This is a genomic window from Candidatus Methylomirabilis limnetica (genome assembly GCF_003044035.1).
GTDB lineage: Bacteria > Methylomirabilota > Methylomirabilia > Methylomirabilales > Methylomirabilaceae > Methylomirabilis > Methylomirabilis limnetica.
In genome coordinates this window covers 31953-47362 of the sequence record NZ_NVQC01000010.1, presented here as the reverse complement: position 1 = coordinate 47362, position 15410 = coordinate 31953, and the positions used below count along the sequence as shown (strand labels likewise).

Annotated in this window: 11 protein-coding genes and 1 pseudogene; 5 read left to right on the top strand and 7 right to left on the bottom strand. The window is 57.9% G+C overall.

Annotated elements, in window-relative coordinates:
• Both CLG94_RS02145 and CLG94_RS02140 read right to left on the bottom strand, forming a co-directional pair.
• A pseudogene (locus tag CLG94_RS02145) lies at positions 1–541 on the bottom strand (IS21 family transposase); the annotation flags it as partial.
• Positions 542–634: 93 nt separating this feature from the next.
• On the bottom strand, positions 635–1057 hold the full coding sequence (locus tag CLG94_RS02140) for a transposase (protein ID WP_107561254.1): 423 nt from the start codon (positions 1055–1057) through the stop codon (positions 635–637).
• Between the two features lie 347 nt (positions 1058–1404).
• Here CLG94_RS02140 and CLG94_RS02135 point away from each other — a divergent pair, with 347 nt between their 5' ends.
• The 3 genes from CLG94_RS02135 (at position 1405) to CLG94_RS02125 (ending at position 7189) form a co-directional block, all read left to right on the top strand.
• Positions 1405–3813, top strand: coding sequence for a 3-hydroxyacyl-CoA dehydrogenase/enoyl-CoA hydratase family protein (locus CLG94_RS02135; RefSeq protein WP_107561253.1), 2409 nt, complete (start codon positions 1405–1407; stop codon positions 3811–3813).
• Positions 3814–3966: 153 nt separating this feature from the next.
• Positions 3967–5151: a thiolase family protein gene (locus tag CLG94_RS02130; RefSeq protein WP_107561252.1), complete on the top strand. Its 1185-nt coding sequence runs from the start codon at positions 3967–3969 to the stop codon at positions 5149–5151.
• Between the two features lie 247 nt (positions 5152–5398).
• Positions 5399–7189, top strand: a complete 1791-nt coding sequence (locus CLG94_RS02125) for an acyl-CoA dehydrogenase FadE (RefSeq protein WP_107561251.1) — start codon at positions 5399–5401, stop codon at positions 7187–7189.
• 234 nt (positions 7190–7423) lie between these two features.
• Here CLG94_RS02125 and CLG94_RS02120 read toward each other — a convergent pair whose 3' ends face one another.
• Complete coding sequence (locus CLG94_RS02120) at positions 7424–7846, bottom strand: molybdenum cofactor biosynthesis protein MoaE (protein WP_107561250.1); 423 nt, start codon at positions 7844–7846, stop codon at positions 7424–7426.
• Positions 7839–8093, bottom strand: coding sequence for a MoaD/ThiS family protein (locus CLG94_RS02115; RefSeq protein ID WP_107561249.1), 255 nt, complete (start codon positions 8091–8093; stop codon positions 7839–7841). The genes CLG94_RS02120 and CLG94_RS02115 overlap by 8 nt, the downstream gene beginning before the upstream one ends.
• Before the next feature lie 408 nt (positions 8094–8501).
• Here CLG94_RS02115 and CLG94_RS02110 point away from each other — a divergent pair, with 408 nt between their 5' ends.
• Both CLG94_RS02110 and bfr read left to right on the top strand, forming a co-directional pair.
• Positions 8502–10274, top strand: a complete 1773-nt coding sequence (locus CLG94_RS02110; RefSeq protein WP_133174600.1) for a tetratricopeptide repeat protein — start codon at positions 8502–8504, stop codon at positions 10272–10274.
• Between the two features lie 270 nt (positions 10275–10544).
• Complete coding sequence (gene bfr, locus CLG94_RS02105) at positions 10545–11021, top strand: bacterioferritin (RefSeq protein ID WP_107561247.1); 477 nt, start codon at positions 10545–10547, stop codon at positions 11019–11021.
• Between the two features lie 110 nt (positions 11022–11131).
• Here bfr and CLG94_RS02100 read toward each other — a convergent pair whose 3' ends face one another.
• From CLG94_RS02100 to CLG94_RS02090, 3 genes are all read right to left on the bottom strand, one after another.
• The gene (locus CLG94_RS02100) at positions 11132–13066 is read right to left on the bottom strand and encodes a VCBS repeat-containing protein (RefSeq protein WP_107561246.1); all 1935 of its coding nucleotides are present in this window, start codon (positions 13064–13066) and stop codon (positions 11132–11134) included.
• A gap of 16 nt (positions 13067–13082) precedes the next feature.
• Entirely contained in the window at positions 13083–13493 is a 411-nt protein-coding gene (gene mce, locus CLG94_RS02095) for a methylmalonyl-CoA epimerase (RefSeq protein ID WP_107561245.1), read from the bottom strand.
• Between the two features lie 86 nt (positions 13494–13579).
• Positions 13580–15259: an acyl-CoA mutase large subunit family protein gene (locus CLG94_RS02090; protein ID WP_107561259.1), complete on the bottom strand. Its 1680-nt coding sequence runs from the start codon at positions 15257–15259 to the stop codon at positions 13580–13582.
• Between the last annotated feature and the right edge of the window lie 151 nt (positions 15260–15410).

The window sequence follows — 15410 nt, the reverse complement described above, 5'->3', positions numbered from 1 at the left end:
AGGCTCGGGTGTGGCCATCGAAGAACATCTCCTGTCGCTCGTACGGATAGGCCCGCACAAAGGGCATGCCCGAATAGCGCGATCGCATACAGAAGAGCTTGACCTGCCGCTCCTCTCCTGCCATGCGGACCCAGGCAGCTCCCCAGTCGACTTCCGCCTCCTGCGCGAGCTCCGGGTCTAAGGGGATGACCGCTGTGACTGTCGGCCATCCCAGCCGAGCCTTCTGCTCCCGCACCCATCGTCTAACTGTCGACTCCGCACCCGGAAAGGCATACTCTTCGACCAGTCGGGTCCAGATCCGGTGCGCCGTGTGGCGATGCTTCTTGGGGGTCTCCTGATCCGTGCGGAGCCAGCCCTCGATGATGGCGGCGACCGAGTCCATCACCCGGGAGGCCGGTTCGTGCCTCCTCCGGTACTTAGGCTCCCAGCCAGCTAGAACCTTGCGGATCGTTTTGCGTGTATGCCCAGTCTCCCGCGCGATCTGACGAATACTCTTCTGATACACCCGAGCGGCCGTCCTGATGAGCTCGTACTGATCCATCCCTAGCACTCCTCTCCCTCCCTGTCTCTGGTGTGGTCTTGCTCGAACACACGAGAAACAGCGAGCGTATCAGAGTGGGCTCCTTTTGCTCGATCATTGCCGTGTTAGGTGGGTCCCTTTTACTCTAGCGAAATCAATTTGTCTGGTAGTTGTCGATTTGAACAGTCGAACAATGGTCGGAATGGTGTTCGACGTCGGTTTCCCGAACCGTTCGGTTGTAGGGGCACGTTGCAACGTGCCCCTACCCGGGTCGATGACGATAATTCCATGGAAATGGTTTGGCATGATCACAAATGCGTCTATCCCCACATCCTGTCGGATTTTACCGGTCCGTTCCCATTCCCGACGTACGATTTCACCATATTCATTTAATCGCATTTCTCCATCCACCGCCTCGCCGAACAACAATATCCGATCCTGGACACAGGTGGTGATGAAATACGCCCCAGCCTGCGAATAGTCGTAACCCGTCAGACGGACGCTGCGGCGGTGCGGGCGTTGGAGGTTATTGTTCATGCCACCCTACCCTTCCGTCTAGGGCACGTAGCAACGTGCCCCTACAGGATTTTCACGATCTATCGTCCATTGGTGTTCGATGTCGGTTTCCCGAACCGTTCGATTGTAGGGGCACGTTGCCACGTGCCCCCGATTACATATCCATCCCATTGGATTCGTTGTCAATAAGAAATTAAGGCTTAATTCGCCTTTACAACCCTTGGCCTGTCAAGTACTCTTTGGCTAGCAAATCCCCCCAAACGAGCGGACAGCATAGCGCACGTTGGAATTGCCCAGAAAGCCCCCCACCCGTCCCCTCCCCCTCCGAGGGGGGGAGGGTTGGAAAGGGGGTATGGATCGGAGAAAGGATGTCGTCAGAGATCAGGCGTGTGGCTGTTCTGGGGGCGGGCGTGATGGGGAGCGGTATCGCCGCGCACCTTGCGAATGCCGGCATTCCTACCTTCCTGCTTGACATTGTTCCGTCTGAGCTGACGGAGGAAGAGCGACGCAAGGGGCTGACCAGGGAAAGCCCTGCGTTCCGCAATCGTATCGCTGCAAAAGGCCTTGAGTACGCCCTCAAGGCTTCTCCGCCCGCCTTCTACTCGCCTAAAGACGCCCGCCTGATTACCATCGGGAATATCGAAGACCATCTCGAATGGCTCTCCAGGGCCGACTGGATAGTCGAGGCGGCACCCGAGCGGCTTGAGATCAAGCAGGCCCTCCTTGCAAAGGTTGAAGCCCACCGCAGACCGGGAACCCTCATCAGCAGCAACACTTCGGGGATCCCGATCCGGCTACTGGTCGAGGGGCGGTCTGCCGACTTTCGCCGGCACTTTCTGGGCGCGCACTTCTTTAACCCGCCGCGATACATGAAACTCCTGGAACTGATCCCTGGTCCCGAGACCCTGCCCGAGGTGAGGCAGCGGATGGCCGCTTTCGCGGAACGGACGCTGGGCAAGGGAATTGTCTTTGCTAAGGACACCCCGAACTTTATCGCCAACCGGATTGCCGCCTTCGGCCTCTTTACCGCCATGCGGCTCATGGTGGAGGGAGACTATTCGATCGAGGAGGTGGATCGGCTCACCGGAGGCGCCATTGGTCGCCCCAAGACCGCAACGTTTCGAACGGTCGACCTGGTTGGCCTCGATACGGTGGTGCTCATCGCCACCAATATCGCCGAGGCTCTCTCGGACGATCAGGAGCGGCAGGCCTATACCATTCCCCCCTTCCTCCTGGAGCTGGTGAAGCGCGGCTGGTTGGGCGAGAAGGCCGGACAAGGGTTCTACAAGCGGGTCAAAGGGGCCAACGGGAGCGAGATCCTGGTCCTCGATTACAAGACGATGGAGTACCGACAGCAGCGGCCGGTGACCTTCCCCTCACTCGACATGACCCAGGGGATCGAGGAGCCCGTGGAGCGACTTCGAGCGCTGACCTCTGCCGATGACCGCGCCGGTCATTACGTGTGGCAGGTCTTACGCGAGACCCTGCTCTACACTGCACATCGCATCCCTGAGGTCGCTGATGACATCATCAGTGTGGACCAGGCCATGAAGTGGGGCTTCGGCTGGGAGTTGGGACCGTTCGAGCTCTGGGACGCGCTGGGGGTCAAGCAGGCTAGCGCTCGTATGACGCAAGAGGGCAAGGCGCTTGCACCGCTGGTGACCACGCTGCTTCAGAGCGGTACCGAGAGCTTCTACCGTCGCGAGGCGGGACGGCAATACGCCTTTGACCTCTGGGCAGCCAAACAGGTTGAGGTTCCGGAGCGATCTGGGATCATTCATCTCCGAACGTTGCATGAACGGCAACAGGTGGTCGATCGCAGTCCCGGCGCGTCGCTTCTCGACTTGGGAGATGGGGTCGCCTGTCTGCAGTTCCACTCCAAGAACAACGCCATCGGTCCTGACATCCTTCAGATGATGCGGACGAGCCTGCAGCATTGCACCGAGCAATTTGACGCCCTGGTGATCGGAAATCAGGGAAAACACTTCTGTGTCGGCGCGAATCTGATGGCCATCCTCTTCGAGGCCCAGGATGAGAACTGGGACGACATCGAACTGATGGTGCGGGCCTTCCAGGATGCCAACATGGCGCTCAAGCTTTTCGAGAAACCGGTGGTAGCGGCCCCGTTTTCCATGACGCTCGGCGGCGGGTGCGAGATCTGTCTGCACACCGCGAGGATCCGCGCTGCCGCCGAAACCTACATCGGGCTCGTGGAAGTGGGCGTCGGGTTGATCCCGGCCGCAGGAGGCTGCAAGGAGATGCTGCTCCGAAGCCTGGAAGGTATCCCGGAAGGGGCGGAGGTGGATCTGCTTCCGTTCTTCCGCCATGCCTTCGAAACGATCGCCTTCGCTAAGGTCTCCACCAGCGCGAAGGATGCGCAGCGGCTCGGCTACATCAGGCCAACCGATAGGTTTACGATGAACCAGGATCGCCTGCTGCACGAGGCGAAGCAGGTGGCCCTTGGGCTGGTTGCCGAAGGGTATACTCCACTCCAGCCAAGAGATGACATCAAGGTTCTAGGGACGCGCGCCATCGCCGCAGTAGACACGCAGTTGTATAACATGAAGCGTGGAGGCTACATCAGCGATCATGACGAGCGGATCGCCAGGAAGTTGGCCAATATCCTTGCTGGTGGCGATGTGGCGCCCCGAACCCTGGTCACTGAGCAGCATCTCCTGGATCTGGAGCGGGAGGCCTTTCTCAGCCTGTGCGGTGAACGAAAGTCCCAGGAGCGGATGCAGCACATGCTGAAGACCGGCAAGCCGCTGAGGAACTGACAGAACGCTTCAGAAGCGTGCTGTCCCACCTTCCTCACCCTCCCCTGTAGGGGCAGGCCTTGTGCCTGCCCAGATCGGGCGACCACAAGGGTCGCCCCTACGCCGAGGAGGGAGGGGGGACTTGCCAGGCAATGACACGCGGAGAGTAAAGGCATGAAAGAGGCTGTGATTGTGGCGGCGGTGAGAACGGCGGTGGGTAAGACGCCACGCGGTACGCTCAGCGCCACACCCCCTACCGCGATGGCGGCGACTGTGATTGCCGGACTCATGAAGCGGGTGCCTGGACTTCAACCTGGAGAGGTCGAGGATGTCATCATCGGCTGTGCCTTCCCGGAGGCGGAACAGGGCATGAATATGGCGAGGGTCGCGGCGCTGCGGGCAGGGTTGCCTTACACCGTTGCTGGGCAGACCGTAAACCGCTTCTGCTCTTCCGGGCTCCAGACCATCGCTATGGCGGCCGAGCGGATCATGGCCGGCTTTGCCGACGTGATCATTGCCGGCGGAGCAGAGAGCATGAGCCTGGTCCCGATGAGCGGGAATACATACGCGCCCGACCCCTACCTCGCGGAGCACTATCCGGCTGTCTACATCTCGATGGGAAACAGCGCCGAAAATCTTGCCCACACGTATCAGATAAGCCGAGAGGAGCAGGATGGCTTTGCCCTGCAGAGCCACCTCAAGGCCGCCGCCGCCATCAGGGAGGGACGATTTAAGGACGAGATCGTCCCGCTCACCGTTGTGAGGAGGACATTCCGTGGGGAGGGTGCGCCACGCATCGTCACCGATGAGATGATCTTCGACACCGACGAGGGGGTCCGGTACGATACCTCTGTCGAGGCGCTCGCCAGGCTCCAGCCGGTCTTCCACAAGAGCGGTACCATTACCGCCGGCAACTCGTCCCAGACCAGCGACGGCGCGGCCGCGGTTTTAGTCATGTCGCAGGAGAAGGCGCGCCAGTTGGGGCTCACGCCGCTCGCGGTCTTCAGGGCGTTCGCCGTCGCAGGCGTGCCGCCGGATCTCATGGGGATCGGACCGGTCGAGGCGATTCCTAAGGCGCTCAAGCTGGCGGGACTCACCCTTGACCAGATCGACCTGATCGAGCTAAATGAGGCGTTCGCCGCCCAGGCTCTTGCCGTCATCCACGAGCTGAAGATCCCTACCCCTCGGGTGAACGTCAACGGCGGCGCCGTCGCCCTGGGTCATCCCCTCGGCTGCACCGGCGCGAAACTGACGGCGACGCTGTTGTATGAAATGCAGCGACGAAAAGCCCGCTACGGAATGGTCACGATGTGCATAGGCGGAGGCATGGGGGCTGCGGGCATATTCGAAAGGGTCTAGGGGTTAGGGTATGCAGTTAGGTCTAGAGGTGGAGTCAGTTGAATCCACTGGGGGTTCATTCCCCGCGGCTTGCCGAGAGTTCGTCATACCGGCGGAAGCCGGTATCCAGAGGGCCCGACTGGATTCCGTGTCAAGCACGGAATGACGGGCCAGAACAGAAGACGATACCCAGCGGCTTGCCGCGGGGTAGTTCATTAAGCCTATTCTTAGGCTATACCCTATACCCTTGCTCTTAGAGGAGGATCGGATGACTACGGCAAAGAATGAGCTCGTTGCGGGCGGTAGCTTTCTCATCCGCGAGACACCTCCTCAGGAGGTCTTTACGCCTGAAGATCTGAGCGAGGAACAGCAGATGATGCGGAAGCTGACACAGGAGTTCATCGAGGCCGAGGTCAAGCCTAAAGCCGAGCAGATCGAGCACCAGGACTGGGACCTTACGCTCACCCTCTTCAAGAAGGCTGGGGAGTTGGGGCTACTGTCGGTGGATATCCCGACCAAGTACGGCGGCTTGGGGCTGGATCTGATCACCTCCACGGTCATTGCTGAACAGATGATTGAGGGTGGCTCCTTTGCCATCTCGGTCTTGGACCACTCGGGAATCGGATCGCTCCCGATCGCCTGGTTCGGCAATGCCGAGCAGAAGGCCCGCTACCTGTCCCTGCTCGCCACCGGCGCAAAGATCGGCTCCTATGCGCTCACGGAGCCGGGCTCCGGCTCTGATGCGCTCAGCGCCAAAACGAAGGCGCTCCTCTCGCCTGACGGAAAGTCCTACATCCTGAACGGCACGAAACAGTTCATTACGAACGCCGGCTTTGCCGATCTGTACATTACCTACGCCAAGGTGGACGGCGACAAGTTCACAGCCTTCATCATCGACAAGGACACGCCCGGCGTCAGCCTGGGACCGGAAGAGAAAAAGATGGGGATCAAGGGAACCTCCACCAGGAGCGTGATCCTGGAGAATGCGAGGGTCCCCGTGGAGAACCTCCTCTATGAAATCGGCAAGGGACACAAGGTCGCCTTCGACCTGTTGAACATTGGCCGGCTCAAGCTCGGAGCCGGCTGCCTGGGTCTCTGCAAGCTGGCCCTGCGCGAGGCGGTCAGATACGCGAAGCAGCGCACACAATTCGGACAACCTATCGCCTCCTTCGGCCTCATCCAGAAAAAGCTGGCCGAGATGGCGATTCGGACCTATGTCACCGAGTCGATGGTCTATCGGACTGCCGGCCTGATCGAGCGGAACATATCAGGTATCGACCAGGAAGACGAGCGGGCGGGGATCGAGACCGCCAAGGGGGTTGAGGAGTACGCCGTTGAGTGCTCAATCAACAAGGTCTATGCCTCCGAGGCCCTCGATTACGTCGCTGACGAGACCGTCCAGATCTTCGGCGGCTACGGCTACATCGCGGGCTATCCGGCCGAGCGGATCTATCGGGATGCCAGGGTCAACCGACTCTTCGAGGGAACCAACGAGATCAACCGATTGTTGATTCCTACGACGCTTTTCCGGCGAACGCTGCAGGGACGCCTGCCACTCTTCGTTGCGACTCAGAAGTTGATGGCTGACCTGCTCGCGTACAGCCCGAGTCAAGAGGAGGCGCCCAAGGGTCACCTTGGTGAGCAGATCCGGATGCTCCAGCTAGCAAAGAAGATCGCGTTGATGGTCTCTGGAGCCGTCGTCCAGAAGTATCGCGAGCGGCTTGCAGACGAGCAGGAGATCCTGGGGGTACTGAGCGATCTGGTGATCGAGCTGTTTGCCATGGAGAGCGCGCTGCTCCGCACGCTGAAATCGGTAGAGCGAGATGGGGAGGGCGCGGTAGAATCGAAATCGGATATGGTCAAGGTCTATATGAGCGACGCCTTCGCCCGGATCGACTTACTGGCCAAGGAGGGCCTGGCCTCGATGGAGGAGGGTGATACGCTCTGGACTCAGCTCAGCGCCCTGAAGAAGTTGACCCGTTACACACCCAGCAACACTACCCGCCTGCGAAGGGCCATCGCCAGACGCATCATCGAGGCAGAGGACTATCGGGTCTGACGGTACTAATAACAAATCGACCGGTCATGGCGAGTACCCCATCCAGCGGGGGCGGACCCGCAGGTGGCAGAAACTTAGCCAGTTTCTGAGTAGGAGTAACGCGACGAAGCAATCCACGCTCTCGATTAATGTGAGATTGTCCCGAAAACCCCACCCTCTTCGGCGTAGGGGCGACCCTTGTGGTCGCCCGATCTGGGCAGGCACAAGGCCTGCCCCTACAAAATGACAAATTCTTCAGTGGTGCTCGCAGGTTCCGGGGCCGACCCACTCCTCACCATCCGTCCAGACCTCCTTTTTCCAGATCGGTACAATCTCTTTAAGGCGGTCGATCGCGTAGGCGCAGGCGGCGAGCGCCTCGTGACGGTGGGGGGCAGACACGGCGATGGCCACGCTCGCCTCCCCGACCTGTAGATGGCCGATCCGGTGCATCATGGCGACCTCGTCCACCTTCCATTTCTGGTGGATCTCTTCGACGATCTCGCGCATCTTGGGAATCGCCATCTCCCGGTAGGCTTCATACTCTAAGTAGCGGACCTGTCGACCCCGCGTCTGCTCTCGCACCACGCCGAGGAAGGTTGCGACGGCCCCAGAGCTCGACCGCTTCACGGCATTCACGAGCGGCTCCAGCGAGAGCGGCTGATCGGTGATTTCAAACATCGGTTCCCCCACTCACAGGGGGGATTAACGCAACTTCATCCCCCTCTGCCAACCTCTTATCAGTAGAAGCGTACTCTCGATTAACTGAAAACAGGAGCGATCCAGTGAGCGCCTGCAACCTCGGGAACTGGGATCCAAGCTGGCTTATGAGCTGAATCAGCGCGGCCCCCTCCGGCAGATCAACGATCAGCTCGCCGACCCCGACAATCTCACGAACGGCCGCGAAACATCGCACTCGAACCTTCATCGCAGTCTCTCCACGATCCGGTCGTATCGCTCCACTAAGAAAATCTCCCCTCGCCCCTCTTTTCCAAAGAGGGGTACCTCTCTTTGGAAAAGGGAGGTCAGGAGGGATTCTTCGATCACGTTAAGCGATTATCTTGATGGAACTAATAATGATATCACGATACATTCTTTACAACGCCTTTGTACACGCATGTTACGAACCATCCCTCATGCATTATCTAGGAAATATTACTTCTTTCACTTTCTCTAATCAATACCATGATCCCTCCGAAATTGTCAACCTGAGACGATTCCAAGCCAGTATTTACCAAGAAAACAACTTCTCGCTTGACCTTTGAGGCTTCTTATGTTAATTGAATAAAAAAAGGTTAGTCACGAGGGACCCGTTGTACGAGGAGGGTTAGCGAGGGTGACACGAAAACAGCCAAGGATTACAGCAAAACCGCCTTCTGAGGCGATCGGTATGAAGATCCTGGCTGGATCTAACAAAGAGAGGGCGCTCGCCTTAGCGCAGCTCATAGAGGACCTCCTCGACGATCTCGGCTATACCGATTTTCACCCTAAGCTTTCCGCAATACGTCTTACCATCGATCTGAAGGCACGCCACCGTTCCAGCGCTCACCGCCTGCACTGCTATGGGTGTACAATCCCTCACGAGGTTCGCCTGGAGGAACTGCAGGGAGTACATAGACGCTATATGCAGGCGCGGCGCCAGGATAAGGACCTTATTGGTATCTTCTTCTCCGTTTCCGGTTTCCACCCAACCGCCCGAAACTGGTTTTCACGTCTTGATGCCGCGGCGAGGGGTGACTATCACCTGTTCGGGGTTGACAAGATGTGTGTCCTGCTTCGGCGTGCAAAGCTAATCGCTTCCTCCGATCACATCGTCCACACGATCGAGGGCCGGGTTATGGCAAGACCTGGGGCAGGGAACCTCGTCTTAATGGCGGGAAGGTTCTACTGGATTTTTCGAATTGAGTCCAAAAGAGGGGCTGCATACGCGGCTCTTGATGCCTACGGATCACCGGTCTCCCCTCGCGTGGCCATCTCCATCAAACGGCTAGATGGCTCCTTGAAGGGAAAGCGCGGCCTGAACCTGCAAGCCATGGAAAAGGTCCTCCTTGCCCTGGCAGAGTCCGGGCAAAAGAACATCGAGTTCCTGTCGCGGGATACCAAAGAACCCCTAAGCGATCTTCGGGAGGTGATGCAGGAGCTTCTCGATGAAGGGTTCCTCATCACAGAGCCTGCCGGTCTGCCGCGGTGGCGGTTTAATCGTTATTCCATCAAGCCAGAATTCGATATCTTCCTCAACCTGGCCCGCCAGTTCCTGGATGGATCTCAGCGATTCAAGTTCCTCCGCTCGAACTTTGCGGTCCAGATGTTAGTGGCTGGACTGCTTCCCTATTTGGAGGGACGCTTTCACCTGAAACTCTCTGAGGAGGAGAGGTCCTGGCTTCCAAAGTTTCTGGCGGTCTCCCCCTCAGCCCTTTCCTACGCCCTATTTGCACCAATAGATGAGCTTCTCTCTATCTCGGACGAGCTGGAACGCCGCCCCCTGTCAAGCCTGGAGAAGGACCGACTCCGGAGCCAACACCTCAGCACTCTCTACTCCACCCTGCTTCTCCGATACGCAAGCGACGTGCAGGATAGCCGATTCGATGAGCTGCTCCGCCATAAAGGGGTAAGGGGTCACCTCTATCGGATAACGGCCAAAGCGGCCAGCGATGAGGAGCTGTTTTTCTCCATAAAGGGTGAATCGTATCTCACTCTTGCCGTGCCACCAGCCACAGGGATCGCTGCCCAAAAGGGGGTTGGAACCCCCAGCTCTCTCAACAGCGATACCATTCTGAGTAACGGCAAGGCCCTGATGCACATACAAGAGTTCGACTGTGCGATTGAGCTGTTCGACCGCGCGATCAAAGAGCTGACGGACCCGAGCAAGCTCCTGAAGGCATGGCACTGCAAGGGGTCATGCCTCTTGAGCCAGAAACGTCACTCCACCGCGATCACCTGCTTCAATGAGGCGCTCCGCTACGACAGCAATTTCAAGGAGGCATGGCTCCATAAGGCTACCTGCCTGAAGGAATTAGGCGATAGTAGTGGAGCCGTTCGTTGCGCCAGGCGAGCTATGGAGATCGATCCCGCCTACAAAGAAGCGCGAAACTTCTTAAAGAATACGTAAGACACCCCGCACCCCCGGCCAATTATGCGAACATCATCACGTGCGAACTTAGTCTAGAAGAGATTGATGGGCTGTAACTAATCAGGTGTTTAGGCTGAAGGCTGAAGGTTCTAAATTATCTCGTAAGGCACAAATCAGCCATTCAAGACCTTTTCGGAGCTTTGTATGATCACGCATGACTTACCCCTAAAAGCCTTCAGCCTTCAGCCTATCTACCTGAGTAGTTACGCGCGAGTTTACTAACCCCTACCTTCCAGTTGAGGAGATCAGATGCAAGGACAGCCGCAGATCATTGAGCTATTGAACAGTGCGCTCCGGATGGAGCTGACGGGGATCAGCCAGTATTTCCTGCACTCCAGAATGTGTAAGAGCTGGGGTTATCAGGTCCTGGCCAAGGCGATCTTTGATGAATCGATAGACGAGATGAAACATGCCGACAAGATCATCGAGCGCATCCTATTCCTTGATGGCGCCCCAAACATGTCCGGCCCTGACCGGCTTACGATTGGCACAAATGTTCGGCAGCAACTGGAGAACGATCTCGCGCTGGAGATGGCTGCGCTCCAGGTCTTGAATCCCGGCGTGCAGCTCTGCATCGAGCTTCAAGACAACGGAAGCCGAGAGTTGCTGGAGCGCATCACTGTCGATGAAGAACGTCATGTAGGTTGGCTCGAGGAGCAGCTTCACAAGATCAGCGAACTGGGGTATGAAAACTATCTAGCAGAGCAGATGTACGAGAAGAGCTAAGAAGGGCAATGTTCAAGGTTCAAGGTTCGACGTTCAAGGTTCAAGGTGTTGCAAAAGGGGAGATGGGTTATGGGTACAGATTAGATCAAATGACCAGATAGACAAGAGTGTCATTGCAGCCGAAAGCCTTGAATCTCGCTTCTTTTGCCCAATCCCAATCTTCCGCTCTTCACAACGAGCGCGAGGAGGCGGCGCCCAAGCCCTTCCCCAAGATCTGCAACAGCATAGTCGACCAGCGCTCCATCAGATATGGGCATCTCCCTCACCTCATGGAATCTGGCTCCATCCCATTTTAGAACGGTCAAGCTTATCGCCGTGCTTCCAGTCCAATAGCGTCGCGTCCAGACTCCAGCCTCTTGTTCTCGCTGCAGAATTATTTGCGGCCTCTCTCCGACTATTTCCTTTTCAATCAGAATCCGATGCCACGTTCGGTTCTTTGGAGCCATCGCCTCTTCACTCACTTTATGGCTCCCAATACGATCTCCGGTTTGTGAGTGGACTTCAAGTGTTGTCCCCCCCTTGAAAGTTACGAGCCGCACTGCTCCATCCCCACCAAGATCGACCATCATGAATTCCAGCAGCAAGACACCCTCCGGAACATCGAGGGCAGGTCCCGGCTGGAAGTTCCGTCCATCCCACGTGTACTGGTGGATCGGTTTCGTGGTCCGATCCCCTGGCACCAGCGCCTGGCCAAAGAGCTGAGGTGTTTTACCGTTGGAAAACAGAGGTCGGAGAACAAGGTCTGGTATCTCCAAGATCGGTCTGAGCTTACCGTCTGCCCACTGAAAAACCAGGGCGTTAAAACGACCCTTATGCGACAAGGTCATGATGACCTCGACCACTCCATCGCCAGTGACGTCATTTGCCTCCAGAGTCACCACCGTTCCTTTGCCGCTCAACGAGTACTCCGCAAGAGGCCTGAGGTCGGGACCATCGATTCGAAAAGCGACAAGTCGATCAACCCCTGCCAGGAGAAGCTCGCTCTTTCCGTCGCCTTCCAGATCGGCAACCGCCATAGCCATCATGGAGCCGTCGAGTACAGGATCAAGTACAACATGTTCTGAAGGCATGGACGCGACTGTTGGCCTGCTGGATGCTTGGGGGGGTGCAATGGCCGGCTTGCTAGTATCCGGCGGCGCCGTCACAGCCGGTCTAGCAGCCACAGCAGTCCGGGGTCCACTGGACGGCTTGTCGTGAGTAATGACACCAGGATGTACCTGTGCACTGGCAAGGACGATCGGGTTACCGGTCAACGTTGAATAGACCTGCACATCGAGAGACATGCCGTCCGCTGTGGGCGTCAGGCGGCTCAGCAGAAGCGTTTGGACCTTACCTTTGTCAGAAAGTTGTTTGAGTATTAGAGGATCTGCTAACTCTTCCGGTCTCAGGTTCTTGTCAGCCAACAACATCGATCGCAACTGTCGCTCATCAATCAGCTCGAAACGCGCTGTCCGAACCAGGGCGGCGGCCAGTTCCTTGGTCATCGATCGCGCACCCACTCCACTGACCCCTTCAACGTCGACATTGGGAAATGCCACGATCATCCGCGCCATGGAGACCCTCACCCGATCACCTTTTTGAAAGCCGGCCTTTTCGGCCTTTTTGATCACGGTAGCCTCGGAATAGCGCTCGTGAGCGCGAAGGACTCGGAGCATCCCCAGGTCCTTATCTAACCTTCCCAGGATCTCTCCCGTGAGCGGGTGTTTAAACTCTTCCCCTTCACGGAACACGTCGAGTTCCATTCCCTGGAAAACACCCTCTGCCGTCCCACGATCAATCAGAACCTGACCGCGCTCGAATCCGATGACAAGACCATCAACGCGGGGAAAGGAAGCGGCGAGTCGTTCGGCCACAACCCTGGCGGATTCAGCAAATCCGCCCTGCGGCTCTCTAGCGGAAGAGGGGCTTCCGCCTCGAACAGGCGTTCGTTCTTGTCCCAGCGCCATCCCGCTGGGCGAGGCGATGAGGGATATGGAGAATAGAAGGACAAAAAGAAACGCAATGCGAGGAGTTGGAACCAGCGGAATAAATCGTCTGCAACCCATAGTGATCCTCCAGCGACTACGCTTCACTGGGTTGCTCAACAAGCTCTATGAGCACACCATTGCATCCCTTTGGGTGCAAGAAGGCTACCCTCGTACCGCTGGACCCCGGCTTGGGAGCCGTGTCGATGAGGGGGAATCCGGCAGCATGGAGGAGCCTCAGGGTCTCAGGCAGGTCTTCGACCTCAAGGCAGATATGATGGAGACCCTCGCCCCGCCTCTCGATAAATTTACTCGTGGGGTTATCCGAGCCGATTCCCTCCACCAACTCTATTCGACCTCCATCAAGCTCGAAGAATGCCACCTTCACGCGCTCATCTGGAAGCGTCTCGATAGAACCACAACTCTTCCCCAGAAGCGTTTCGAATAGCCTCACCGAGGTCTCAACGTCTTTCACCGCAATGGCAATATGCTCGATCCGACGAACCATAATATTCCAGCCAGGAGAGCAGTCAGCTATCAGCCATCAGCTATCACCAAGAAGCTGAAAGCTGACTGCTGTAAGCTTCGCGCCTGTCATAGTGCGACCGATTCGCGATGCTCTCCGAAGACGCACCGCAACGCGCCGCAGATCTCCCCAATAGTGGCGTAGGCCTCGACCGCCTCGATCAAGACCGGCAGCAGGTTATCGCTCCCTCTCGCCGCCTTATCCACCGCATGGAGGACCCGCTCCACACTGCTGTTATCTCGACTGCGACGGAGCCGATCAAGTTTCGCCCGCTGCTCCATCTCAACCTTGGGATCGACAGCAAAGACGGGGATGTGGACAGGCTCGGCGGTAGTATAGTCGTTTACTCCAACCACGATGCGCTGCCTTTCCTCCGTAGCTAACTGCTCCCGGTATGCAGCCTCCTGGATTTCCCGTTGGATGAATCCAACCTCGATCGCCCGAAGCATCCCTCCCATAGCGTCGATTCTTTCAATGTAGGCGGTGGCCTCTCGCTCTATCCGATCGGTCAACGCTTCCAGATAGTAGGAGCCGCCGAGCGGATCAATAGTGTTGGTTACCCCACTCTCATAGGCGATGATCTGCTGGGTCCTGAGCGCGAGGCGGGCCGCGTCTTCGGTGGGAAGTCCCAGCGCCTCATCGCGCGAGTCGGTGTGCAGCGACTGAACCCCACCAAGAACCGCAGCGAGAGCCTGCAGTGCCACGCGGACGACATTGTTCTCAGCCTGTTGCGCCGTGAGGCTCACGCCGGAGGTCTGCGCATGAAAGCGCATCATCCACGATCTCGGGTCGCGTGCGCCCAACCGCCGCCGCATCATCCTAGCCCAGAGGCGACGAGCCGCCCGAAACTTGGCTACCTCCTCCAGGAGATCGTTATGGGCGTTGAAGAAGAAGGAGATCTGCGAGGCAACGCGATCCACGTCAAGACCAGCAGTGATTGCCGCCTCCACATAGGCGATGCCATCGGCCAGTGTGAAGGCCACCTCCTGGACTGCCGTCGAACCTGCCTCCCGAATATGGTACCCACTGACGCTGATCGCGTTCCAGCGCGGAAGATGCGCGGCACAGTACGCGACCGTGTCGGTCACTAGACGCATAGAAGGTCCGGGCGGAAAGATATAGGTCCCACGAGCAATATATTCCTTGAGGATATCGTTCTGAATGGTCCCCGCAAGCTGTTCGGACGCGACGCCCTGTCGACCGGCAACGACCACATACATCGCCAGCAGGATAGCCGCGGTGGCATTGATGGTCATGGAGACACTCACCCGATCTAGGGGAATGCCTAGCAGCAGCGTCTCCATATCGGCCAGGGAGTCGATGGCTACACCTACCTTGCCCACCTCGCCGGCGGCCATCGGGTCATCCGCATCATACCCGAGCTGGGTAGGAAGATCGAAGGCTACCGACAGCCCTGTCTGGCCCTGCTCAAGTAGAAAGTGGAACCGCCGGTTGGTCTCCTCCGCAACTCCGTAGCCGGCGTACTGCCGCATGGTCCAAGGGCGACTTCGATACATCGTCGGCCTCACCCCGCGGGTATACGGGTAGCTACCCGGAAATCCCAGCCGATCCAGATAGTCATGATCGGCAAGATCCAGGGGCGTATAGAGACGCTTCACCTCGATGCATGAGCTGGTCCGGAACTCTTTTTTCCGCTCCGGGGTGCGCGTAAGGGCAGGCTCAAGGACATTCGCCTGCCAGTCATCGCACTCGCGCTTAAGCCTTTTCATTCGCTCTTCGTCGTCCATATCGCTTCCCTGGAAAATCCCCCCCACCTGTATCCTCCCCCTCCACGGGGGGAGGAGTTCGCGTGAGGTGTCCCTTCCCCCCCATGAGGGGGAAGGTGAGGATGGGGGGGTGAAGATGCCGTTTCGTGCGCCGTGGTGCGGTCTGGCCGTC